Raw genomic sequence first — 23466 nt, 5'->3', positions numbered from 1 at the left:
CGGGGTGGTTGTCCGAGGCCCCGGCCCGTGTCCCGGCCGCCGAAAGCGCCCTATGCGCCGCGCAACGGCGCCGTCGCGAACTCCCGCATCCCCTCGGTGAATCCGACCTCCGCCTTCCAGCCCAGATCGGCCCGCAGCCGGGCCGAGTCCGCGGTGATGTGCCGTACGTCCCCCAGCCGGTACTCCCCGGTCACGACCGGCTCGGGGCCCCCGTACGCGTCCGACAGCGCCCGCGCCATCTCGCCGACCGTACGAGGCTCGCCGCTGCCGGTGTTGTAGACGGCGAGCGCGCCGTTCGGCGAACCCGCCTCCAGGGCAGCCGTGTTGGCGGCTGCCACGTCCCGCACGTGGACGAAGTCCCGCCGCTGTCCGCCGTCCTCGAAGACGCGCGGGGCCTCACCGCGGGCGAGCGCGGAACGGAAGAAGGAGGCGACGCCCGCGTACGGGGTGTCGCGGGGCATCCCGGGTCCGTAGACGTTGTGATAGCGCAGCGACACCGCGGTGCCGCCCGTGGAACGGGCCCACGCCGCCGCGAGGTGCTCCTGGGCCAGCTTGGTCGTCGCGTACACATTGCGCGGGTCGACCGGCGCGTCCTCACCCACCAGGCCCGGCGTCAGCTCCTCACCGCAGCGCGGGCAGAGCGGCTCGAAGCGCCCCGCGTCCAGATCGGCGACGGCACGCGGCCCCGGCCGGACCACCCCGTGCCGCTCACACGCGTACCGCCCCTCTCCGTACACGACCATCGACCCGGCGAGCACGAGCCGCCGTACCCCCGCGTCCGCCATCCCGGTGAGCAGCACGGCCGTGCCGAGGTCGTTGCGCGACACGTACTCGACGGCGTCGCCGAACCCGGTGCCGAGACCCACCATCGCGGCCTGGTGGCACACCGCGTCCACGCCGTCCAGCGCCCCCGCGACGGCCTCGGCGTCCCGCACGTCGAAGCCGTCCCGCAGGTCGAACACGACCGCCTCGTGGCCTCGCGCACGCAGGGCCGCGACGATCCGACCTCCGATGAACCCGGCCCCGCCGGTGACCAGTACACGCATGGAACGCACGCTAGGACCGCCGCCGTGTCCGGCGACAGCACCACGCCCACCACGTCACCGCACCGTAAGACCCGGGACACCGTCGCGCGTGCTCACATACGCAGCAGCCGCTGGGCGATCTCGCGGTACTGCCGCAGCGCGTGGCGCAGTTCCTCGCCCTGGGTCTCGGGGTCCTGGCCGTGCCAGGCCGCGTGGAGGTCGCTGCGCCGTTCCGTGAGGGCGCTCATGAGGTGGGCGGCGACCTCGTCGAACGCGGTCTCGGCTTCTTCCAGGGCTTCCAGCGGGTTGTGCGCGAACGTGTTGAGCGCGTGGTTCAGCCGCTGGGTGACGTCGGCCCGCTCGTCCGCCCCGAGCAGCGGTTCCGGGCCGGGCGTACGACGTCCGGCGGAACCGGGCCGCCCCTCCGGAGGCTGTTGGGCGCGTGTCTGGTCGTACATCATGGTCGGCCGCTTCCTGTACGTCGTACCGGCGCGGGGCGCGTCGGGGAGTTCGGGGGCGACGACCGGACCGGACGTTCCGGGAGGTCATCGCCAAGACGTGTTCAGCCGGCGCTGGATCCCTCCCGTTCCGCCTGGGCGGCGCGCCGGTACTCGGCGTTGATGCGCTGGGCGTCCTCGAGCTGGTCCTCGAGGATGACGATGCGACAAGCGGCCTCGATCGGGGTCCCCCGGTCGACGAGTTCCCGCGCGCGGGCGGCGATCCTCAGCTGGTAGCGGGAGTAGCGGCGGTGGCCGCCCTCCGAGCGGAGCGGAGTGATCAGCCGGGCCTCACCGATGGCCCGGAGGAATCCGGGCGTCGTGCCGAGCATCTCGGCGGCCCTGCCCATCGTGTACGCGGGATAGTCGTCGTCGTCGAGACGACCACTGAGTGGAGTGTCCGCTGTCATTTCACCTCGTCGTGGCACGCGTCGAGGGGCCCCGCTGCCGTACGGCACCAGGGCCCCGAAGGAAATTGAACACCATCTGCCGGCTCCGCTGCGGAGCCGACCTTCTGTTTCCGCTACCGGGCCCGTCTGAGGGGCGGATGAGCGGGGATCGTGTATGCCGTGACCGGAAACCACCGTCCATTCCGGGTTTTTGCGGTATCGGCCGTGTTGCTCCGGTGCCGCGCGATCCTGATGGCGTCTGCTTCCTCCGTCCTTGGCTCGGTGTCGATCACTCGCCGGACCGGGAGCGTTCTCCTCCGGACCGACGCTGTCTGTACAAGAAACCCTAATCACGCCACAGCTCGATGTCTACTGTGACAAAGACAGGTTTCGCGACGCGCGGGGATCGGATTTTCCGTGGCGCGCGGCGATCGCCGCGGTGGACGGTCCGTATGCGGAATCGAGATCATCCCGCGTCCTTCTCTCCGCAACTGCCGGGCGGTCCCGTGCTGTCCTGGGGGACAGAATCCGCGGCCGGGCGAGCGACGGCCGTATGCCGTGGTCACGCATGTCGTGGCCATGACTTCGCTGGTCGGGAAGGCCGGGACGGCCGGTGGGAGCCGGCCGGGCGAGGTCGTCGAGAACGAGGATGGGACATGTCGGGTCTCAGACGTACGTCGGCGCTGGCGCTGGCGGGCGGGATCATGCTGCTGACGGGGTGCCAGGACCCGGCGGGCACGGGCTCCGCCGCGGACACCCCCACTTCCTCCGCGGCCGCCTCGGCCGCGGAGGCCGTCCGGAAGGACACCCCGGCCGCCTCACCCTCGTCGAGTCCCGACGGCACGAGCGCCCCCTCGTCGAGTCCCGACGGCACGAGCGCCCCCTCGTCGAGTCCCGTCGGCACGAGCGCCCCCTCGCGCGGCTCGGCCACCGGCTCCCCCGAGCGGGCCACCGCCACCCCGGCCGGCCACGCGGCCACCGCCGTCGCGGGCTGCCGCAACCTGGCCGCCGGTGACGCGGTGAAGGCCGAGGTCACCCGGATGTACCGGCACGACGTCACCCACTTCCAGCACATCGAGCCGGTGCCGCACACGTTCTTCTACGGCCGGTGCGGAACCGTCCGCTACGCCGCCACGCGTTTCCAGCCGTTCGCGGGTGCCACGCAGGCGGAACTCGTGGGCATGCAGGACGAGGGAAGCGTCACCAAGTACTTCCGCGACTCGGGTGGCGGCTGGGTCTACATCGCGAGCGACGGCCTCCCCGCGGGTCCGCACGGCTGCGGCGACATCCCGGCGATTCCCGACGCCCTGGCCACCGCGTGGGGGAACTGCTCGTTCGCGCGCTGAACCGCCCGCCCTCCTCGCTCCCCGGATCCCGGCGCGCCCCGCCCGCGCGGGGCCGCCGGTTCTCACGGCGACGACGGCACCGGGAGCACGGTCGGGACCGTGGCCGGAGAGGCCGTCGCCCCGCGTGCGACGGCACCGAAGTCGACGTATCCGGTCCTCTCCGGCGCGGAGATGTGGCCGAGCTCGGTCCGGTTGGCGACCGTGGCCAGATCCCGTATCAGCGTGTTGCGGGTGCTGCTGCGCACCTGGGCGAGCTGCTGGAAGATCCTGCCGTGCTCCTCGCGCAGCAGGTTCGCGAACAACGTCCGGTACTCGCCGTCCTGAGTCACCGTCAGCTGCGCGAGCCGGCCCTGCCGCTGACCGCCCGCCCCGGCGGCGGGTACTGGCTGGCGGCGGCCGTCCCCGCGACCCTGGTGGCCCTGTTCCTCCTGATCGCGGCCACGGTGACGCACTCGCCCGCGCACGTACGCACCGGCCGGCATCCCCGCGATGGCCAGGGCCGTACCGGCTGATCCGCCGGTGGTCCGGGCCGCTCTCTGGGAGGAAGGCGGCCCGGACACGGGATCACTTCGAGACTGTCACCTTGAGCGGGGCCAGATCCGGGCCCGTCGGGCGGTGGCGGAGGCCGGTCAGAACAGGCCCTTGTACCCCTGCCAGCCGGTGGCGGTCTTCGTACGGCCGCCGAAGGAGCCCTTGCCGTTGCCGTCGTTGCGCCAGACGGTGCCGGCGGTGTCGCGGGAGACGAGGTCGGCCCGGCCGTCGCCGGTGACGTCGCCGACGCCCACGACCACGTCGTACGACGAACCCCAGTCGTCGAAGACCTTCACGCGGGCCTTGAACGTGCCGGTCGCCGTGCCGCCGTAGCGCCACAGCTCGTTCGACCTGTCCTGGGCCAGCAGGTCACCGTGACCGTCGCCGTCGAGGTCACCCGCGCCCACGACCTTCTTGTACCCCGTCCACTTGGACGCGACCTTCACCCGGGCAGAGAACGTGCCCGAGCCGGTCGCCTTGTAGAGGTAGACGTCGCCGGTCGAGGACTGGCGGGCGATCAGGTCGGCCCGGCCGTCGCCGCTGACGTCCCCGGGCGAGGTCAGCACGTCGTACTGGTTCCAGCCCGCGCCCAGCGAGGTGTACGTGGTGGACGGCGTCACCGCCGCCCCGCACGCGGGCCGGTAGGCGCGCAGCGAGCCGCTGCCGAACCGTACGAGCATGTCGTTGCAGCGGTCACCGCTCAGGTCGCCGAAGGGCACCGCCTTCACCGTGGTCGGCCACCCGGAGCCCGTTACCTTGCCGGTGAACGTTCCCTTGCCCGTCCCGTACTGGTACGTCAGGCCGCCCGAGCCGTTGAGCGTCACCAGCTCGCCGAAGCCGTCCGACCCGACGAAGTCGCGGCGGACCGCGGCGGCTCCGGTGACCTTGACCGAACCCGTCCTCGTCAGTGCCGCGCCCTGTCCGTCCGCGGGGGTGACGGTCAGCTTCCAGGTGTAGGCGCCGTTGGGCACCAGCCGGCCGGAGCCGTCCTTGCCGTTCCAGGCCGGGTCCACCACACCGCGGGCCGGACCTCCGGAGAGCGTGCGCACGGCCGCACCGGCCTTGTCGCCGATCTCGAGCTTCCAGGAGGCCGCGGGCTTGTTCAGCCACCACTTCGGGCTCCACTGCGTGGCGCCGCCCTTGACGTCGGCCGAGGCGGCGACGGTGGCGTCGCGCTGGACGAGCGCGGAGACGGGGACATCGCTGGAGGTCAGACGGACGCTGTTGTCGGAGCGGAGCTGGGCGATCACACCGGTGTACGGGTCGACGTCCCAGGCGTTGCCCTCGAACGCCCCGGCGGTGTGCGCCACGGGAGTCCCGCCGCGCACGTCGATCACCTTGAGCTGTCCGGACGCGACCGTCGCGACGAAGCCGTCGCCGAGCTGCGCCTGCTCCCAGTCGCCGCCCGACACCAGCGTCAGATTTTGCTTGGTGACGGTGTCGTAGACGCCCTGGCCCTCCGAGTCGAGCACGCAGTTCCACAGCAGCCACCGGCCGACCGCCTGGAAGTCGTTCAGCAGGCAGCCGCGCCCGAACCACACCGGCTCGCCCTGCTTCCCGGTCGGCAGGTCGTAGGGGACCACGCTGTCGTTGCCGGACATCACCCAGGCGGTGGTGCCCCAGATCGCCCGCACGCTCTCCGTCGTGGTGAACACCGTGTGTCCGGAGTCGACGTCGACGATCCGGGTCTCGGCCACCCCGTTGCTGTCGTACGGCCTGTTCAGGGCGGCGAAGCGGCCGTTCGCGGCGGCCGCGGTCTGATAGCTGCGGGAGCTGTCGATCCGGGTGCCGGGCAGCGACTGGCCGGCCCCGAGGAGCTGGGGCTGCTGGGCGGTGTTCGTGCCGTAGCCGGAGATGACGGTGCGGCCGTCGCCGGTGTCGAGGAGACGAGGACGGCCCTCCGCGTAGTTCTCCATCGTGATGCGGCCGCGGGTGGTGCGCGTTCCCGCTGTGGGGGAGCCGGCCACCCCCGTCTCACGGGTGTGGAGATACGTCCAGTCGCCCACGGGGTCCAGCTCCGTGGTGGTCAGCCGCCCCTGGGAGAGGGTCAGCTGGGAGACCGTGTGGGCGGCCTTGCGGGGGTACGCGTCCGCGATCCGGCGCACGGTGACCCCGCCGCCCGCGGCGGCCTCGACGAGGGAGACGCCCCAGTGGTCCGTGTCGGCGCCGCCCGGTACGAGGAGCCCGCCGTCCGGAGTCGCCATGGCCCGCACCGACGTCCTGGCCATCAGCGTCCGCGGCGCGGAGCCGTCGAGGGGGACGGCCTCGACCCGCGAGACCGCGCGGTCGGTGCCGGACCTGCCCAGGGAGGAGTCGTACCGGGCCACGATCGCGGTGTCGCCGACCAGGCCCAGCACCTGCGAGACGTCGCCGACGCGCACGGTCCGCACGGTGGCGTCCGGGTTCTGGCGGGAGGCGACGTGCAGGACACCGTCGTAGCACCACACCAGGTGGGTGGGGCTGAGCGCGACCATGTCGTACCACGGCAGCACGTCGTACGGCAGGGCGGTGAAGCGCGCCTGCGCGACGTCGAGCCACCCGGTGACCTCGTCGTCGCCCTTGCGGTACCGCACCACCTGTCCGCGTGCGTCGCCCAGTCCGGCGGCGGACTGCGTGTAGACACCGGAGGGGACGCCTTCCACCGTGCGGTCGGAGACGGATCCGTCGTCGCGGGCGTCCAGCAGATGCCACCGGGAGTCACCGGGGGTTCCGGTCGTCGTGACGACGGTCGACCCGAGCGTGCTGAAGTAGAAGTGCCCGTCGGGCAGCGCGACCGTGCCGACCTGACCCGACGTCATGTTCCGCAGCGTCACGGTCCGGGCGGAGCTGTCGAAGCGGGCGACGACGTCCGAACCCGCGCCGGCACTCGTGACGCCGTACGCGTCCGTGCCCGAGGCGTCGACGACGGTGTCGACCCCGTCGTACGTCGTCCACAGCTGGCCGCGCCCCTCCTCGTACCGGAGGAATCCCGAGGGCCCCGCGCTGAGCAGGCCCGTCCGGGGAACCAGGGACGTGGTGGCCGGCACGACCACCTCTCCGGTGACCGGTTCACCCTGCGCGACGCCGGCCGTCAGCGGGCCGAGTCCGAGAGCGAGCGTGAAGGAGACAGCGGCGGCGGTGGCGCATCGTACGAGCGCGCGTCTGCCCATGCGGGACCTCTCCGGGAACGTGGCTGAAAGCGTGGAGAGACATGTGCGTGGGCCGTCGCACCGCAGGTCACAGACGTGCGGGCATAGGACGTTCGGACACCCCCCAAGCGAGTGGCCGGATCGTAGCATTTTACTTGCGCATGACCATTGCCCCGGCCGGGGAGCGGGCGGTGACCCGCCGTGGCACCGGGGCCTGTTGCGCGCGTCCGTGAATCGATCGGTGCCTGCCCGGACCGGTCCGGGCTTTTCTGAACCCGGCCGGGGATTTCGTGAACCGATCGGAGGGGCTCGTCCGATGAGGGGGTGAGCGCCGCTCCCGCGGAGCCCGAGCCCGAGAGTCCGAGCAAGGAGAAGACGGATGCTGCACATGGTGGACCCGACGTCCCTCGCGCTGATCGCCCTCGCGGGCTCCGTCTGGCTGTGGGGTCTGATCGACTGCGCCCGCACGCCCCGTGACCGCGTCCGCTTCCTGCCGAAGCTGCTGTGGCTGCTCCTCCTGCTCAACGGCACGGTCCTCGCCACCCTGGCCTGGGTTTACTTGGGCAGAAAGCCGGCAGCGAGCGCGGCGAAGGTCCCGGCCGGGCGGACCGGGTCCCTCGCCCAGGCGTAGTAGCGGAGGGGCGTGCGTACGAGACCGGCCGGCCGCGCCCGCCAGGGATCCCGCCGCCCGGCGGAAGGTCCTACTGGTAGAACCGCACGCCGCCGTTCGACCCGAGGGCGTTGAGTTCCAGCACGCCCCCGTCCGAGGTGACGTACACCGTGCCGGAGGTGAAGCCCCACTTGCCGGTCCCCACCGGCAGGCCCGCGACCGGGGTGGTGCGACCGGTGCGCGCGTCGATGGGGAATCGAGTACGTGATGGGCTTCAACCTCGACCGCCGGATGTACGACGTGCTCGACTGCATGCCGACCATCCCCGGCGCCGTGGGCGGCTTCCGCCGCTCGGCGCTGGAGCAGGCGGGCGGCATGAGCGACGACACGCTCGCCGAGGACACCGACGTGACCATGGCCCTGCACCGGGCCGGCTGGAAGGTCGTCCACGCCGAGAACGCCCGGGCCTGGACCGAGGCGCCCGTCAGCATGAAGCAGCTGTGGTCGCAGCGCTACCGCTGGAGCTACGGCACCATGCAGGCGATGTGGAAGCACCGGCACGCGGTGCTGGAACGCGGCGCGGCCGGCCGCTTCGGCCGGGTGGGCCTGCCGTTCGTCGCCCTGTTCATGGTGGTCACCCCGCTGCTCGCGCCCGCCATCGACATCGGCATGGTCTACGGCGTGGTCTTCGTCGACGCGTACAGGACCCTGGCCGCCTGGTTCGCGGTGATGACCCTCCAGGCCGTCTGCGCCTGGTGGTCCTTCCACCTCGACAAGGAGAAGGCGTGGCATCTGATCACGCTGCCGGCCCAGCAGGTGGTCTACCGGGTGCTCATGTACATGGTGCTGCTGCAGTCCACCATCACCGCGCTGACCGGGGGCCGGTTGCGCTGGCAGAAGCTGAAGCGCACCGGTGAGGTCGGGCTTGAGCACACGACGGGGGCGATGTCGTCATGAGCGGTGCGGAACGAGGTGCCTTCGGCGCCCGGAACTCCTACGACACCGTCGCCCTGCGGGTGATGGACCCCGTGGTGCCTCCCCCGCAGTTCGCCCCGCAGCCCGAGGAGGCCGCCCCCGCGCCCGCGCACAAGCCCGGCCGTGACCGCTACCTCGACCTGCTGCGGGCGCTCGCCCTGGTCCGCGTGGTGATCTACCACAACGTCAACTGGACCTGGCTGCCGATCGTCTTCCCCTCCATGGGTGTCATGTTCGCGCTGGCCGGGTCGTTGATGGCGCGGTCCCTCGACCGGCCGGCGCTGGGCGTGATCCGCGGCCGGTTGCGCCGTCTGCTGCCGCCGCTGTGGCTGTTCGGCGCAATCGTGGTGCCCCTGATGCTCCTGGAAGGCTGGAGGCCCGACGCCCATCACGCCAACTGGTGGTGGGGCGACCTGGCCTACTGGATCCTGCCGTTCAGCGAGCCGCCGTTCGGGGTCCCGCTGAACACCTTCGGCGGGCACCTGCCGAGTTCCTGGGCCGAACAGATCTGTGTGCCGCTGTGGTACCTGCGCGCCTACCTCTGGTACGTCCTGCTGTCGCCGCTCATGCTCAAAGCGATGCGGAAGCTGCCCTGGGTCACCCTGCTGGTGCCGCTGGCGCTCGCGTTCTTCATCAACTCCGGACTGGTCGACCAGTCCGGCCGGCTGATGGAGGCCGCCACCGACTTCACCACCTTCGGCTCCTGCTGGCTGCTCGGCATGGCCCACCAGGAGGGGCTGCTCCGCAGGATCCCGCAGTACATCGTGCCGTCCCTCGCGCCGCTGGTGCTCATGTTCGGCTACTGGTGGCTGATGCGGTCGCCGGTGGAGAACCCGCGGTTCGGGCACGATCTGGAGGCGGTGCCGGTCGCCCAGGCGATCTGGTCGTTCGGCGCGGTGCTGCTGCTGCTCCACCTGAGCCCGTCCTGGGAGCGGTGGCCCAAGCCGCTGGAGCGGTTCAACGGCGTGATCACCCTGCTCAACTCCCGTGCGGTCACCGTCTACCTGTGGCACGCCGTCGCGCTGGTGCTGACCGAACCGCTGCTCGACCCGCTGTGGAGCAACGACTTCATGTACGACCACGCCCGGTGGCTGCTGTCGAGCAAGTGGACCCCGCTGGTGGTCGCCGTTCCGCCGGTCTGCCTGGCGATCCTGCTCTTCGGCTGGATCGAGGACGTGGCCGCCAAGCGCCGCCCGCGGCTCTTCCCCTATCCCCGCCGCTCCAAGGGCCGCCGCCGCAGCAGCCGCTAGTGCCCCGACGTGCCCCGCACTTATCTGGTTCTTACATCTCGTGTAGCGTGCGCGCGTTCGATATCCCGCAAGATCCAGGAAGATCGCAGATGAGCGCTCCGACGCCCCCCGCCGCCCCGCAAGACCCCCAGCCCTCTCCGTTCCCGGAGCAGCCCGTACCCGGAGCCGCACCCGCGGCCCCCGCCCCCGCAAGGGAGAGCAAGCTGAAGAAGGTCCTCGGTGTTGTCGTCCTGATCGTCGTCGCCGTGGTGGTGAAGCTCGGTATCGGCTACGTCTTCGACTCCCCGGTGCGCGCGGAGGTCGGGGACTGCGTCAAGGTCACCGGCGCCGAGAACGACCCCGACGTGGAGACCAAGAGCTGCGACGACAAGGACGCCAACTACAAGGTCCTCAAGGTCGTCGAGAACACCTTCGACACCAACGCGTGCACGGTCGGCGAGGCCGCGCTCGCGCAGCAGTGGGACGCCGACAAGTTCGTCCTCTGCCTGGACCCCGTGAAGAAGTAGGACCCCTCGGCGGCCGACTCGGGCCGCCGGGATGAGAGCGCGAGCTCGATTCTCGAACCCGTTACGACGAAGAGGGCCCCGGACGACCGTTCCGGGGCCCTCTTCGTCACAACCGTTCGGCGTCCTGGGGTGTCTGATGTGGCGGAACACCTGGTTTCCCGCTGTTCGCCTGTACGTATCCGTCGCTTCACTGGGACGGTCGGACCAGCCTGGACATTCCCAACAGGAAATGAATTTTTTCTGTAGATCGGGTGTACAACTTTTTACCTTCTTTTCGAGTCGAACTGGCATATACGCCGAACTGGCGTACACAGGTCGCCCGTTCGGGCGAGCGTCTCGGAAGAGAAGGCCTGCCCATGATGATTCGTCGGTTGTGTGGAGTTCTACGCGTGCGCGGGGTGACCGACCTGCTCCTCGTGCTCCTGCTCGTCGCCGGTTTCGTCGCACTGCCGGGTTTCGCCCTGCTGCCGTCCCTGTGGGGCTTCATGGCGACGGCGGCCCTGACGTACGTGGTGGACGAGGTACTGCACACGCGCGCTCCGAGTTTCGTCCGCCGGCTGGCGGCGCTGCATCTCGATCGCACCATGCGGTTCGCGGTTCGCACGGTGATGCTGCTCGCGCTGGCCAGCCGGATGGGTGCGCCGGGCGTGTGGCTGGTCACCGCCCTCGCGGTCGTCAGCGGTCACTTCGCGATGATGATGCTCTATACGGCGGTGCACCACGCCATCCGACGGCGCCGGGTGCTGCCGCTGATGGTGCGCAACCTCGACCTGAGCGCGCTGCCGATACCCCCGCAGCCGCCCGCCGTCCTGTTCAGACGCCACTTGCGCAAACTCCTGCACCTGGACCTGCCGGCCCACGTCGGGCTCCTCGCCGCGCTCGCCGCCGGCACCTGGGAGCCGGCCTACGCGGGCTTCGCGCTCACCGTCGGTGTGACCGCGGCGGCTGTCCTCGCGCTGCTGGGTCAGTACCGCAGGGCGCGCCGGATGCCCGCACGGGACGAGGTGTTCGCCGAGGTCAACCGTCAACTGGAGGAGTACCGACCGGAGGTGGCGCTCTACTTCAGCTTCGCGGCCGTCTCCCGTGACTTCATGTACCAGGTCAACATGTGGATCGAGACGCTCGAGCAGCTCGACCTGCGTCCGGTGATCATCCTTCGCGAGAACGCCTCGTTCCGCTACCTGAGCCGTACCTGGATCCCGGTCGTCTGCGTACCGAAGGCCGACGACCTGGCCGAGCTCGAACTGTCAGACGTCCGGGTCGTGCTGTATCCCGGCAACGCGGGCAAGAACGTGCACATGCTCCGCGTGGCCGAGGCCAAGCACGTCTTCATCGGGCACGGCGACAGCGACAAGCTGGCCAGCAGCAACCGGGTCAGCAAGGTGTACGACGAGATCTGGGTGGCCGGCCGCGCGGGCCGGGACCGCTACCAGCGGGTGCGGCACGCGATCAGTGACAGCGCGATCGTGGAGGTGGGCCGCCCGCAGCTGTCCCCGATCCGGCTGCACGCCGAGCACGTCCCCGGTCCTGTGCCCGTCGTCCTCTACGCGCCCACCTGGGAAGGCTGGAGCGACGACGACTGCCACACCTCGCTGATCCCGATGGGTGTGCCCCTCATCGAAAAACTCCTGACGGAGAACGTACGGATCATCTACAAACCGCACCCGCTCACCGGCAAGCGCTCGGCCCGGGCGGCGGACGCCGACAAGACGATCCGCGAGCTGCTGCGCGCCGACAACGAGCGGCGTGACCCCGCGGAGGCGGCGGCCGCGGCCCTCGCCGTACGGCCCCGGCTGCAGGAGATCCGGGCCCGCCTCGACGAACTGGCGGGCCGGCTGCGCGGCGACGCCGCCGAGCAGATGCGTGAGGCCCGGGTGCCCGACCGCGCCGGCGCGGCCGAGTGGCAGGAACTGCGCGCCGAGTGGCACCGGATCTTCTGGGAGAGCCAGGGCACCCTTCGCCACAACGTGATCCTCGGCCAACTGCCCAACCTCTACGAGTGCTTCAACCAGGCGGACATGCTCGTCAGCGACGTCTCCTCGGTGGTCGCCGACTTCGTGGCCAGCCTCAAGCCGTACGTCCTCACCAACGCGCGCGACCTGCCCGACCACGAGTTCCGGGCCGCCTACACCACTGCGGGCGGCGCCTACCTCCTCGACCGCGAGTGCACCCGTCTCCCGGAGATCCTCGACTCGGTCCGCGCTCCGCACACCGACCCGATGGTCCTCGACCGCCGCACCCTGAAGGAGTACGTCCTGGGACTCGACCACCCCACCTCCATGGAGCGCTTCAACTCCGCCACCAATGCCCTGGCCGCGAAGGGAGAGGCGGAACGGGCCGAATCCGTGATGGAGGCGGACCGGGCCGAATCCGTGATGGAGGCGGACCGGGCCGTGACCGTGCTGTAGCGGCCTCGCACGGCCCGGGGGGCCCGGGCTGACGGGCTCACGCTCTTCGGCCCGACCCGAGCCGGCTAGGCGGTTTCGTCCGGAACACCGTGCGCGCCAGGAGGAGATGTCTGCCGGCCCGGCACGGGTGGCGCTGCCCAGCCGTGCCGGACGGCGTGACCGCCGAGCTGCATCCGGGTACGGACTCCGGCCATGTCCATGAGGTGGCGCAGGCGTCGGTGCAGCGTGCGCGGTGACAGGCCCAGCTGTGCGGCGATCGTCTGGTCGGTCAGGCCGGCCAGCAGGAGCGCGAGGATCCTGCGGTCGAGGTCGCCCGGGCCTTCCGCGCCGAGCTCCACGGTGGTTTCGGCCTCTGTGCCGGTACCCGACAGTTCGAGCGGGTGGGCGGTGCGCCATACCGTCTCGAACAGTGCGTCCAACGCGTCCAACAGGCCGCTGCGGTGCAGCAGTACGGCGCCGGGCTCTCCCGCCGGTGTGACCGCGAGCGGGACCAGGCCGAGCTCGGCGTCGGCCAGCACGAGTTTCATCGGCAGCTGGTCGGCGACACGCAGCTGGACACCGTTGCGCAGTGAGGCGATCGCATCGGTGATGATGCCCGGTTCTGCCAGCACGGCCCGGTCCAGCACCGCCCGGAAGTGCACGCCGCGGTCGATGGCCATGGGCTCGGCCGTGTTCTCTTCGGGCGGGACGGCGAGGAACGGCGCGGTGATGAAGCTGCGGACCTGCGTACGGGCCGCCTGCTGCACCTGGAGGAAGCGATGGCGGATGGCGTCGCGGCCCGTGACGACTTCGATCAGATCGTTGATGCTGTTGCCGGTCATCGCCGCCCGGTGCTCCTCGGCGAGGGTCACCAGCGCCTGCTCGGCCATCCGCAGCCCGTCCCGGCGCTGGCTGATGAGAGCGCCGAACGCCATGGCCGGCGGCGCGGCGGTGAACCGCTCGTCCGCCGACCTGATCACCAGTTCCCACTCGACCAGCCGGGACAAGGCCTTGTCGACGTGGGCCTGCGGTACGGCGAGCAGATCCGACAGCAGCGTCGCGGTGGAGTCCGGCCGTCCGACCAACGCCCGGTAGACCAGCTCGTCATCGGGTTCGAGGCCCAGAACATCCAGCATCGGCGACCGACCTCCTTCCACTTGCCGCAGCGGGGAGAGTATGTGCCAAGTCGGCGGACCCTGAGTAGTCCCTGCTGGGAGCAGGTGTGACAAGAAGGGCCCCGGGGAGGTGACTCCCCGGGGCCCGACAGCGCGGTTCATCGCAGGCCGTACGCCCGGACGATCTCGTTCTTGACGCTGTAGCCGCGGTCCGTCCCGGCGCTCGCGCGGACCGAGATGAAGCCGCCGGACTTCTTCGCCGTCCTGAACGAGCCCTGCCAGTAACCGCCGTCGCCCTTGGCCAAGGTCACCTTCCGCCAGGTGGCACCGTCGTCGTACGAGACGTCCAGCTTCACCGTGGTGACCTTGCCCGGCACGGTGCCGAGGCCCATCGACACCGGCTTGAGCGCGATCTTCTGGGTCGCATCGGCCTTCACGTCGCCGTGCAGGTCCGACTCCAGCCTGTAGTCCAGGTTCAGCACCGAGAACGGCTCGAAGAAGTCCGAGTCGACCGTGCCGGACCTGAACGTCCACTCGGAGTGGGTGCGCGTCGACAGCCGGAAGACGTCGCCGGGCCGCTCCGCGTCGAGGACGGCGCGGTAGGGCAGGTCGCCCGCCGGCACCTCCTGCCACTGCATGTCCGTGCTGTTCGGGTTGTCGTGGATCAGCGTGTCGCCCTGGAAGACCTGAAGGCGGGTCGGCGTCTCGCCCCAGTCCAGGAAGCCGCCCAGCCGCATGTTGTCGCTGGCGGAGGCCCACGCCTGCACGTTCCACGTCATGTAGTTCTGCCAGCGGGAGTTGTACACCCCGAAGGACTCGCTCTGGGCGGGCCGGGTCGCCGGAGCGAACCAGTCCAGACGGGTGGCGCTGCCCTTGGCATACGTGTTGTCGCCCGACACCATCACCCACGGCAGGTCTCCGTCGACGCCCTGAGCGTGGAACTCTCTCCAGTTCTGGCCCGGGGTCACCCATTCCGTGCGGGTGCCCGGGTGCCACTCGGCCTCGGGGAGGTTGAACGACGGGCTGAGGGTGAAGTCGGACCGGTAGCCCTCCGCCGACGTGCCGCCCGTGGCCGAGTAGTAGCGGGCGTCGATCCGGGCGAGGTCACGCTCGGCCGGCTGGTAGACCAGGGGCCGGTCCGGCACCCGGCCGGGGTAGTCCCGGGTCAGGTCGTAGACGAACGGTGTGTACTCGGTCTGCTTCACGGTCAGCTTGAAGTGGCCGGTCCTGGCCATCGCGACCAGGGCCTTGCCCTCGTCGCGGTGCACGGTGGCGACCGGGACGGCCGATTCACCGACGTACTCCATCAGGGCACCGACACCGTCGTTGACCACGATCAGTGCCTTCGCACCGGCCGCCGCCGCGGCCTCGGCGCGCTCCTGCGGCGAGACCTCGTCGCTGCGTTCGACGACGACGAGCTTGCCCTTGGCCCTGATCTTCTCGTACGCGGCCGCCGAGCCGTTGCCCGCGTAGACGGTGTCCAGCCTGTTCGTGACGGTGCCCAGCGCGCTGCCCGCCTGCACCAGGGCGCCGAAGCTGCGGTGACCACCCGCCGTGCTCAGGCTGAGCTGCGGTTCGCCCTTGCGCCAGCGGGTGGTCAGGATGAACTCGCCCTGCTTCATCGGCTCCGTCGGCGCGACGTAGACGTCGTCGTACGTCGGCGGCAGCACGTACGCGCTGCGGTAGTCCGTGTACGGGTCGAGGCCCTTGTAGTGGACGTTGAAGTCGACCTTGCGCTGGCGGTCCTCGGTGCGCTGCGGCGCCTCGGTCCGCAGCAGGCGTGCCCTGCGCGCGTCCAGCACCACGTCGGCGGAGCCGTCCTCGAGCACCGTCTCCGGGTCGACCAGCACGGCCAGACCCGAGCGGTCCGCCTTCTCACCGGCCACGTCGAGGTACGCCGCCACGGTGTACTGGCCGGGCGTCATGCGCATGGTGGTCGAGCCGTCGACGTAGAGCGCCCACGGCCAGAAGTCACCGGCCAGGTTGATCTGGACCCAGCCGGCGGCGGGCTTGCCGTCCCGGCCGACCAGCTTGATGTTCAGGTCGTAACGCTCCTCCTCCTTGAGCAGCGCCACGGACGTGCGGGTCACCGGCTTCCCGGTGGCCGCGTCGGTGCCGATCACGTAGCCGACGTGCCGGCCTGCCGAGGCGGCTCGCGGGTCACCGGTCACCGGGACGGCGGCGGTGCCGCCCGCCGGGACGGTCACCTCGGTGCCTCCCAGCGCGAACGGACCGCCGTCGTCGGTCAGCGTCAGGTTCAGCGTGACGTCGGCGGAACCGGTGTTGGTGAAGGTCAGGTCCTTCGTGACGGCGGCGTCGCTCGGCTCGTGCGGCCACGTGTAGTTGCCGAAGAAGAGCGATCCGGTGCCGCGGACCGTGGTGCGCACGGCGGCGGCCACGTCGACACGGCCGGTGCCGACCTCGTACGGCGAGTACCCGCCGTCCAGGCCCTTCGCGGTGCTCATCAGGTGTTCCTTGAGCTGCGCGCCGGTCCAGTCCGGGTGCCGCTGGGCCAGGACCGCCGCCGCGCCGACCACGTGCGGGGTGGCCATGGAGGTGCCGCTGAGGGTGCGGTACAGGCCCTCACCACCGTCGGTCATGTCCTGCGAGCGGGCCGCGGTGATGTCCACGCCGGGCGCCGCGATGTCCGGCTTCATGCCGCCGGAGTAGGCCAGTGGGCCGGTGCTGGAGAAGGACGCGAGCCGGTCCTGCTTGTCCGTGGCGGCCACGGTCAGCGCCGAGGCGGCCGCACCCGGGGCGGAGACGCTCTCCGGGCCCGCGTTGCCGGCGGCTATGACGAACAGCGTGCCGTACTGCTCGGACAGCGCGTCGACCGTCTGCGACATCGGGTCGCTGCCGTCCGTCGGGTAGGTGTCGCCGAGACTCATGTTGACGACGTCCGCACCGGACTCGGCCGCCCACTGCATGCCGGCCATGACCCAGGAGTCCTGGCCGTAGCCCTCGGCGCCGCCGAGCACCTTGCCGACGAACAGGTCGGCGCCGGGGGCGACACCCTTGTAGTCGCCTCCGGAGGCGGCGCCGGAGCCGACGATGGTGGAGGCCACATGCGTGCCGTGCCCGTTGACGTCGGTGACGCCCTCGCCCGGCACGAAGCTGGTCGTGCCGTCGATCACGCCCGCGAAGTCGGGGTGGTTGACGTCGATGCCGGTGTCGAGCACCGCGACCTTGACGCCCTTGCCGGTGTAGCCGTCCTTCCAGGCCTCGGGCGCGCCGATCAGCGGCACGCTCTCCTTCAGGCTGGCCTTGACGCGACCGTCGAGCCACAGCTTCGACACACCCGCGCCCAACTCCGCGCCGCCCCGCGGCGCGACGGTGGTCCAGAAGGTGCGGGCCCGCCGCTTCTCGGTGCTCAACGCGGCACCGTGGATGCCCTTGAGCTTGCGGGTCAGCCTGCTGCCGCGGGGGGCCGTCGGCTCGACGGCGGAGCGGGACTTCGGCTGGGCGTACGCCGCGATCAGCGGCACCGCGGCCGACTTCGCGTCGTCGTAGCCCATTTCGATCAGGTCGGTGACGTTGAACAGCCGCCGGTCCAGCTTCCCGGCGCCCAGCAGTGGAGCCGCCTCGTCCGGGACGACGAACAGGTCGCCCTTGATCTCCTGGATCTTCACGCCCCCGACGGCGCTGTCGGGACGGCGGACGTCGGCGGTCTGCCTGCCGTCGGCCATGGTGGTGACGGTGACGACGTCGCCGGTGACCAGGGTGACCTCGTGGGTCGCCGAGGGGCTGGCGGGAACCGGGGGCTTGGCCGGAGCGGCTTGTGCGGGCGCTTGCAGAAGTGCGAGCCCCGAAGCCAGCAGCGGCAACGCGGTGGCGGCGGACACGAGCCGCCGGCGTCTGCGCCGAAAGGCGGAAGACTGAGAGGGGGAGGACATGCCACGGGTCTATCGGCCGGTTCACACCGACGTGAAGGCCGGACGACGGCAAGTCCTCGCCATGGCAGGAACTCGCCATCCACAAACCAGTCACAATCAGTCGACCCACGCTTTTCGGGCATGGTCGGGCTCGTGTCACCGGGGCGAACCGCAGCGTCGGCGCCAGGACAGCTGGATGCCGAGCGCCACACGGGGCTCGGTTCGTGATCCCCGGGCAGCGGCCCGACCGGGCGCCGGAGCAGCGGACCTCTCGAAGACCCGACTGGCCCATGCGGGCACATCCCAGAGGTCCGGCCGGGTGGCCAGGGCCTGTCCGCCGCCCTTTGCTTCTCCGCGATGCCGGGCCGGGAATGTCCTGCCCCCACCTGAACCAGACGGACGGCGCGCACGCTCAGAGCTCAATGCGTTCTGTCGGGACATCGTCAGCAGGCTCTCCGTAGCGCAGCACGGCGTGCGCCGGCCGAAACGGGAGCGCGCGCAAGCCGGGCTCCATCACCCGGTACAGAGCTTCCGCGTCAGGGCCGTAGGCGAAGATCACGACCTCACCACCACCGAACTCGTTGCCGTCGACCTCCCCGACGCCGGCGGCCTTGACCGCGGCCCCCATCGACCGCTCGGCCGCGAAGACCAGTGACCGCTGGTCAGGATCGCCGAAGTCGTCGCCTCCCAGTCGGAAGCGAGCGATCACGGCGTGCTCCGAGGGTGTCTCCGGCAGTTCGAAGAGTGTGTTCTGCATGGCAGCACCCTCCCACCGGGCTCTGACAGCGGCCTTCGCCCCGGACATCCGCGTCGGGGCGCGGACGGCACCCTGCCCGAACTGTTCGCCCACGCCTGGGCGTTGGTCGTGGCGGGCCGGGAGCCCTCGGCGTGAGAACCGCGGTGCCGGGCAGTGCTCACGCACAACAACAAAGGCCAGGCCGCCGACCTGGGACTCTGCCATGGAGCGGGTGACGAGAATCAAACCCGCACTCTCGGCTCGGGAAGCTGCGGGCACTTGAGCGCGGTTCGGGCGCCGACCGGGCTGAACAGCTGCGGCGCGTCCTTGATCGCCTCGGCCGCATGCACCGTGGTTGCCCGCTGTCCCCCGTCCGATCCGGTGCGCCGGTGGTGCGAGCCGCACAGGAGCAGCGGTCGCGCTCGCGGGGCCTGTTGTCAGTGCTCACGGCTAGGGTCGCAGACGCGCGGCCGGCTTCCGAGGTGTCCAGCTCTACAGAGCGGCTGCATCCCCGATCTGTCCGGGGGCGGCCCGGGTACGGCCCGGGACCCAACCGACGGTCGGGCTTCGTCGATGGCCAAGGAGAGACCTGCCAGCGCCGGCCGCGCAATGAGTACGCCACCGCCACAGGAGCAGGCACACGCTTGCCGTCTGTTCCTGGGACAGGTAGGCACAGACGATTTGGCGTGCGTGTCAGCTCAAGGCCACCTGTGTCCACCATCGTTGATGTCGGACGTAGATGTCGGCGCACGCGGTTCCTTCCGAGCCCGGCGTGGATCTGCGTGGCATGTTCTTCCCCCTCCCCTACGGGGTTGGCATCCCGAAGAACAGGACGGTCACGAGCAGGTACACCGGAACGGCCAGGGCCACGACCAGCCCGGCAAGGCAGCCCCAGAGGGCAAGTCGATTACTGGTCCCGTCGTATTCGTCGCTCTTCGGCACGCCCGTATCCAACAGCGCGATACGCCCTGCTCGCTACCTCCAGAAGCACCCAGTCCAGGGCTCCCGTCAGGAAGCAGGCCAAAGCCACTCATTGAGGACTGCGCCGGCGCGGTCCATGGGCGAGTCGGCACTTCAGCGATCTCGAAAACCGTCGTGGCGCGAGTCATGGGTTCAAATCCCACACCCACCATGCAGGTTGACGGCCACCGACCGGGTAGATCGGTCAGGGCCGCTGCGTCGCACGTTGCCCGTTGGGTGACGGCCCGGCCGCGCAACTGACGGTCCCGGGACGGCCCCGGCACAGCAGCAAGCCCCCACCGACGGAGAACCCGTTGCTGGGGGCTTGATCAGTGCGTGATGCCGCTGTCTACCGCACGTCCACGTAGTCCCCGGCGGTCTTGACCGTCGCGGTCGTGCTGGTGCCGGAGAAGTAGTAGCGCCAGTAGCCGTCGCCGGCAGCTGTCGCGGTGGTCTTCAGGCTGCCGGTGCTGTTGGTGTATACGGTCTTGACCGTCGTGTAGGTATTTGTTCCTGCTTTGCGGAACTGCAGCTTGACCGGCTGATCGGTGTAGCCGCGGTAGTCGTGGGTCTCCCAGTTGGCGCGGGTCAGTTTGCCGGTGACGGTGATGCTCTTGCCCTTGGCGACCGGCTCCGGCGAGGCGTTGACGCTGAGCTTCGAGTAGCGCTGGACGTTCGTGTGCTTGTAGACATCCAGGGCGATGCCGCCGTTGCCCTTGTCGAAGGCGTCGATGCCGACATTCCACTGCCCGGCCTGAGTGTTCTTCTGCAGGTCGCCGGGGTCGAGGGTGAAGGGCACGACGCAGGTCTTCGTCGCGGCGTCGACGGCTGTGCATGCGGGACGGCCGAACGCCGCCGCCGTGTCCATGTCGTCTTCCTCGGGGCCGCCGTGGTACACGAATACGCGTGCTATTTCGATGCCGTCCGGATCGGTGGCGGTCACCGAACCCGAGAAGGTGACCTTGTTGGAGACGCCGACCACGATGGGCTTGCCACCGTTGACCGTGACGCTGGTGATCGTGGTGTCGCCACCCCACACCTCGTCGGCCTGAGCCGCAGGAGTGCTTGCGACGGCGAGTGCCAGGGCGCCGGACAGAGCGGCGCCTATGGCGATTGAGCGCATGTAGTCCCCAGAAAAACAGGCCTGCCGGTCGAGCCCCCACCGCAGGCACCATGATTGATGGAGGGAGAGTACTGCGTTCACGCCAACTTGGCTGGTTGTCCACCTGTACGCCAGTCACCACACCCGGCGCGACCGACATCGCGGAGGACCGGACCACCTGCACGACGTCCCCGGGGCACCCTTCGCGGGTCCGGGCGGTACTCATGTGTGACCGGGTGGTCGTCATCGGTCGTGTAGAACTGCGCCATGGACATGTCTGCCTTTGTCTGGGACGAGTTCTTCTGGCGAACGACGGTCCGCCTGCCCCCCGGGGGGTGGGCATCAGCCGACGCACGTACCGATGGGTCACCCGTGCCTGAGCCGGTCTCCCTTTACTACGCTCCGGAGGGCAGGAGCGACCACCCGCTGGATGAGTCGGAGATCGCCTCGGTGGCATGGACGGTGGCCAACCTCCCGCGCCTGATGGACTCCCTCCTGCCCGGACTGTTCGCCTACTACCAGGCGATCTGCGCCGCCCCCGACGGGCTGGATCCGGATGACCTGCCCGCTCTTGATCAGGCCGAAGAGCTGAAGTCGTTGATCGGCATCGAGTCCATCCACGTCCACCGGATCTCCAAAGACGGCAAGCCGTACGTCGGCTTCGAGGGCACCTGCCGGTGGGATGAAGAGCACGGCGTGGGCGCCCTCATGCACGACACCCGCATCGTCAAGATCGGAGGCGGCGACACGGCCGTCCTCCTCTGGATAGCAGAGGAAGACAGCGAACGGACCGATGAGGTCGACGCCGCGACCCGCCTCTGATGCCGGCGGAGTCCCGATCGCGCTGCCCTCTTCACCGTCGCTGCTTGAATCGATCCCTGACCATCCCGATGCGAACCATGGGCGCGGCGGTCGCTGAGGTTTGCTCGGCTGGTCGGCCGGTTGCCTGGGCCGGGTGGCGAGTGGCTGCGGTGGGTCGAGCGCTGGAGAGTCGTCGTCTACTGAAGCCGCTCAGGAACAATCCTGAAAACCGTCGTGGCGCGAGTCACCGCGGGTTCAGATCCCATGGTCACAGCAGCCCCGAAAAAACCACCGAACTCATGTGCAACCTTTACGCCCCGGCCCAGGTCTCCTGATTGCCGGTCTCCTGTGAACCGCGGGACAACTCGCGTCGAACACGGGGGAGCCGCAGCCCACCGACTGCGGATGCCCGCCAGGCATCCCCCGCATGCCGCAGGAGAAAAAGCATGCACAAGCACCGCCGACTCGCCCTCGCGACACCCACGACTGCCGCGCTGACGGGTGGTCCGCTCACCTTCGCCGCCGCCTCCCCCGCGACCGCGGCGGACTCCGTCAAGGTCGCGAAGGCCGACTTCAACGGCGACGTCGCCACCTCGGCGCCCGGCGCCTACGCCAGCGGCCAGAAGGACTCCGGCCAGATCGCCGTGCTGTACCGCACGGCCACCGCCGGCGTCTCCACCTCGGGTACCCCGCGGCTCGGCGCCGTCTTCACCGACTGACCACCCCTCGTCCCGCTCATCCCGGCTGGGCCCATCACGTCGCGGGCCCGGCCTCCTCCCACCCGGAGCCCCGCCTTGCGCAAGCGCGTCCTGCTGCTGGCCGCCACCCTGACCACCGGCCTGCTCACCGCCCTGCCCCTCACTCCCGCCGCCGCCGCGCCCTCCCGTCTGGCCGGCGACTTCAACGGCGACGGCTATCTGGACCTCGCCCTGAGCGCCGCCGGCCACCAGGTCGGTACGGCACAGCAGGCCGGTGCGGTCGTCGTGCTCTACGGCTCGTCCTCCGGCGTCTCGGCCGCCAAGCGCACCGTCATCACGCAGAACTCCGCCGGTGTGCCGGGCACCGCCGAAGCGGGGGACCTCTTCGGTGAGAGCCTGGCCGCCGGCGACCTCGACGGTGACGGCTACTCCGACCTCGTCGTGGGCGCCCCGAACGAGACCATCGGCGACCGGGACGCCGTGGGCAGCGCCACCATCCTGTGGGGCGGCACGTCCGGCCTGTCCGGCGGCGCCCTGGTGCCCCAGCCGTCCACTCTGGACGAGTGGAACAACTTCGCCACCGGCATCGCGGTCGCCGACTTCGACGGGGACGGGAAGAACGACGTCACCCTGACCGGGCGGACCGAGACCCGCGTCTACAAGGGCCCCTTCACCCGCACGGGCACCCCGGTGAACAACCTCCGTGTCGGCGAACTGGGCACCACCACCAACGTGTTCGCGGGCGACCTGAACGGCGACCGAGCCGCCGAGCGCATCTACCCCTTCCTCGTCGACGGCGATGAGGGCGGCGACATCAGGTACTTCACCTGGAACGGCTACAAGCACGTCATGAAGGGCCTGCCGAACGCCGACGGTCAGCCCGGCTCGATCGGTGACATCAACGGCGACGGCTACGGCGACGTGGTCCTCGGTGACCCCACGGACCCCAGCGCGTCCAAGAAGACCGGCCACAAGGGCGGCCAGATCTCCGTCTGGTACGGCGGTCCGAACGGTCCCGACCCCGCCCAGAAGCCGACTGTGATCCACCAGGACACCGCGGGGGTGCCCGGGGCCGGTGAGGCCGAGGACCTGTTCGGCTCGTCGATCAGCACCGGTGACATCAACGGTGACGGCTACGGCGACGTCGCGGTCGGCGCGCCCGGCGAGGACGTGGGCACGGTCGGTGAGGCCGGCGCGGTGACCGTCCTGTTCGGTTCCGCCTCGGGCCTGACCACCAAGGGCGTGAAGACCTGGACGCAGGACACGGAGGGCGTTCCCGGCGGCTCCGAGGCCTGGGACCAGTTCGGCCAGTCGGTGCGGCTGATCGACATCAACAAGAACGGCAAGGCCGACCTGGTCACCGGCGCCGGCGGCGAGAACGGCTACGGCGCCGTCACGATCCTGCGCGGCGCCGCCTCCGGCCTGACCACCGACTACGCCAAGTTCATCGGCGCCCGCGACGTCTCCGTGCAGGGCACCGGTGAGTTCGCCTGGGCCATCGCCCAGTGACACACCCCCGCCCCAGGCCTCCCCGAGGA

19 protein-coding genes and 1 pseudogene are annotated in these 23466 nt (G+C 70.4%); 10 read left to right on the top strand and 10 right to left on the bottom strand.

Going from position 1 to position 23466, the window contains the following annotated elements; genetic code table 11:
- Nucleotides 1-50: 50 nt before the first annotated feature.
- The 3 genes from ACFYW9_RS12255 to ACFYW9_RS12245 all read right to left on the bottom strand — a co-directional run bounded on the left by ACFYW9_RS12255 (nt 51) and on the right by ACFYW9_RS12245 (nt 1932).
- Nucleotides 51-1046 carry an NAD-dependent epimerase/dehydratase family protein gene (locus tag ACFYW9_RS12255; protein ID WP_389148182.1) on the bottom strand — a complete coding sequence of 332 codons (996 nt, stop codon included), beginning with the start codon at nt 1044-1046 and terminating at the stop codon, nt 51-53.
- 92 nt (nt 1047-1138) lie between these two features.
- Nucleotides 1139-1486 (bottom strand): hypothetical protein, encoded by a 348-nt coding sequence (locus ACFYW9_RS12250; protein ID WP_389148179.1) that lies wholly within the window; start codon nt 1484-1486, stop codon nt 1139-1141.
- 101 nt (nt 1487-1587) lie between these two features.
- On the bottom strand, nt 1588-1932 hold the full coding sequence (locus ACFYW9_RS12245; protein ID WP_329300772.1) for a MerR family transcriptional regulator: 345 nt from the start codon (nt 1930-1932) through the stop codon (nt 1588-1590).
- 635 nt (nt 1933-2567) lie between these two features.
- On the opposite strand from ACFYW9_RS12245, the gene ACFYW9_RS12240 reads away from it, so the two are divergent.
- Complete coding sequence (locus ACFYW9_RS12240; RefSeq protein ID WP_389148176.1) at nt 2568-3257, top strand: hypothetical protein; 690 nt, start codon at nt 2568-2570, stop codon at nt 3255-3257.
- 62 nt (nt 3258-3319) lie between these two features.
- Here ACFYW9_RS12240 and ACFYW9_RS12235 read toward each other — a convergent pair whose 3' ends face one another.
- Complete coding sequence (locus ACFYW9_RS12235) at nt 3320-3559, bottom strand: hypothetical protein (RefSeq protein WP_389148173.1); 240 nt, start codon at nt 3557-3559, stop codon at nt 3320-3322.
- Here ACFYW9_RS12235 and ACFYW9_RS12230 point away from each other — a divergent pair.
- Nucleotides 3530-3769, top strand: coding sequence for a hypothetical protein (locus ACFYW9_RS12230; RefSeq protein WP_389148170.1), 240 nt, complete (start codon nt 3530-3532; stop codon nt 3767-3769). The genes ACFYW9_RS12235 and ACFYW9_RS12230 overlap by 30 nt on opposite strands.
- 117 nt (nt 3770-3886) lie before the next feature.
- On the opposite strand, the gene ACFYW9_RS12225 is transcribed toward ACFYW9_RS12230, so the two are convergent.
- Nucleotides 3887-6937 carry an FG-GAP-like repeat-containing protein gene (locus tag ACFYW9_RS12225; protein WP_389148167.1) on the bottom strand — a complete coding sequence of 1017 codons (3051 nt, stop codon included), beginning with the start codon at nt 6935-6937 and terminating at the stop codon, nt 3887-3889.
- A 358-nt stretch (nt 6938-7295) separates the two neighbouring features.
- Between ACFYW9_RS12225 and ACFYW9_RS12220 the strand changes: the two genes are divergently transcribed.
- The 5 genes and pseudogenes from ACFYW9_RS12220 (at nt 7296) to ACFYW9_RS12200 (ending at nt 12665) form a co-directional block, all read left to right on the top strand.
- Complete coding sequence (locus ACFYW9_RS12220) at nt 7296-7547, top strand: hypothetical protein (RefSeq protein WP_389148164.1); 252 nt, start codon at nt 7296-7298, stop codon at nt 7545-7547.
- A gap of 234 nt (nt 7548-7781) precedes the next feature.
- Nucleotides 7782-8483 (top strand): annotated as a pseudogene (locus ACFYW9_RS12215) (glycosyltransferase); the annotation flags it as partial.
- Nucleotides 8480-9751 (top strand): acyltransferase, encoded by a 1272-nt coding sequence (locus ACFYW9_RS12210; protein ID WP_389148161.1) that lies wholly within the window; start codon nt 8480-8482, stop codon nt 9749-9751. The pseudogene ACFYW9_RS12215 and the gene ACFYW9_RS12210, both read left to right, overlap by 4 nt.
- Nucleotides 9752-9840: 89 nt before the next feature.
- Nucleotides 9841-10257 (top strand): hypothetical protein, encoded by a 417-nt coding sequence (locus ACFYW9_RS12205; protein WP_389148158.1) that lies wholly within the window; start codon nt 9841-9843, stop codon nt 10255-10257.
- 389 nt (nt 10258-10646) lie between these two features.
- Nucleotides 10647-12665, top strand: a complete 2019-nt coding sequence (locus tag ACFYW9_RS12200; RefSeq protein WP_389148154.1) for a hypothetical protein — start codon at nt 10647-10649, stop codon at nt 12663-12665.
- A gap of 65 nt (nt 12666-12730) precedes the next feature.
- On the opposite strand, the gene ACFYW9_RS12195 is transcribed toward ACFYW9_RS12200, so the two are convergent.
- The 5 genes from ACFYW9_RS12195 to ACFYW9_RS12175 form a co-directional block, all read right to left on the bottom strand.
- On the bottom strand, nt 12731-13780 hold the full coding sequence (locus ACFYW9_RS12195; protein WP_389148151.1) for a helix-turn-helix domain-containing protein: 1050 nt from the start codon (nt 13778-13780) through the stop codon (nt 12731-12733).
- 137 nt (nt 13781-13917) lie between these two features.
- Nucleotides 13918-17601 (bottom strand): S8 family serine peptidase, encoded by a 3684-nt coding sequence (locus ACFYW9_RS12190; RefSeq protein WP_389148147.1) that lies wholly within the window; start codon nt 17599-17601, stop codon nt 13918-13920.
- A gap of 442 nt (nt 17602-18043) precedes the next feature.
- Nucleotides 18044-18388, bottom strand: coding sequence for a hypothetical protein (locus ACFYW9_RS12185; protein ID WP_389148144.1), 345 nt, complete (start codon nt 18386-18388; stop codon nt 18044-18046).
- A gap of 783 nt (nt 18389-19171) precedes the next feature.
- Entirely contained in the window at nt 19172-19309 is a 138-nt protein-coding gene (locus tag ACFYW9_RS12180; RefSeq protein WP_389148141.1) for a hypothetical protein, read from the bottom strand.
- Nucleotides 19310-19676: 367 nt separating this feature from the next.
- A complete protein-coding gene (locus tag ACFYW9_RS12175; RefSeq protein WP_389148138.1) occupies nt 19677-20450 on the bottom strand; it encodes a calcium-binding protein in 774 nt (257 codons plus the stop codon).
- Nucleotides 20451-20696: 246 nt separating this feature from the next.
- On the opposite strand from ACFYW9_RS12175, the gene ACFYW9_RS12170 reads away from it, so the two are divergent.
- The 3 genes from ACFYW9_RS12170 (at nt 20697) to ACFYW9_RS12160 (ending at nt 23437) form a co-directional block, all read left to right on the top strand.
- Nucleotides 20697-21251, top strand: coding sequence for a DUF6985 domain-containing protein (locus tag ACFYW9_RS12170; RefSeq protein ID WP_389148135.1), 555 nt, complete (start codon nt 20697-20699; stop codon nt 21249-21251).
- A gap of 425 nt (nt 21252-21676) precedes the next feature.
- Nucleotides 21677-21949 carry a hypothetical protein gene (locus tag ACFYW9_RS12165; protein ID WP_389148132.1) on the top strand — a complete coding sequence of 91 codons (273 nt, stop codon included), beginning with the start codon at nt 21677-21679 and terminating at the stop codon, nt 21947-21949.
- 75 nt (nt 21950-22024) lie between these two features.
- Complete coding sequence (locus ACFYW9_RS12160) at nt 22025-23437, top strand: FG-GAP-like repeat-containing protein (RefSeq protein ID WP_389148128.1); 1413 nt, start codon at nt 22025-22027, stop codon at nt 23435-23437.
- The last annotated feature ends 29 nt before the right edge of the window (nt 23438-23466 follow it).

This window comes from Streptomyces sp. NPDC002698 (genome assembly GCF_042888945.1).
Taxonomy (GTDB): Bacteria; Actinomycetota; Actinomycetes; order Streptomycetales; family Streptomycetaceae; genus Streptomyces.
Note: the sequence above shows the minus strand (reverse complement) of the source record. Positions and strands in the feature narration are given on the sequence as shown.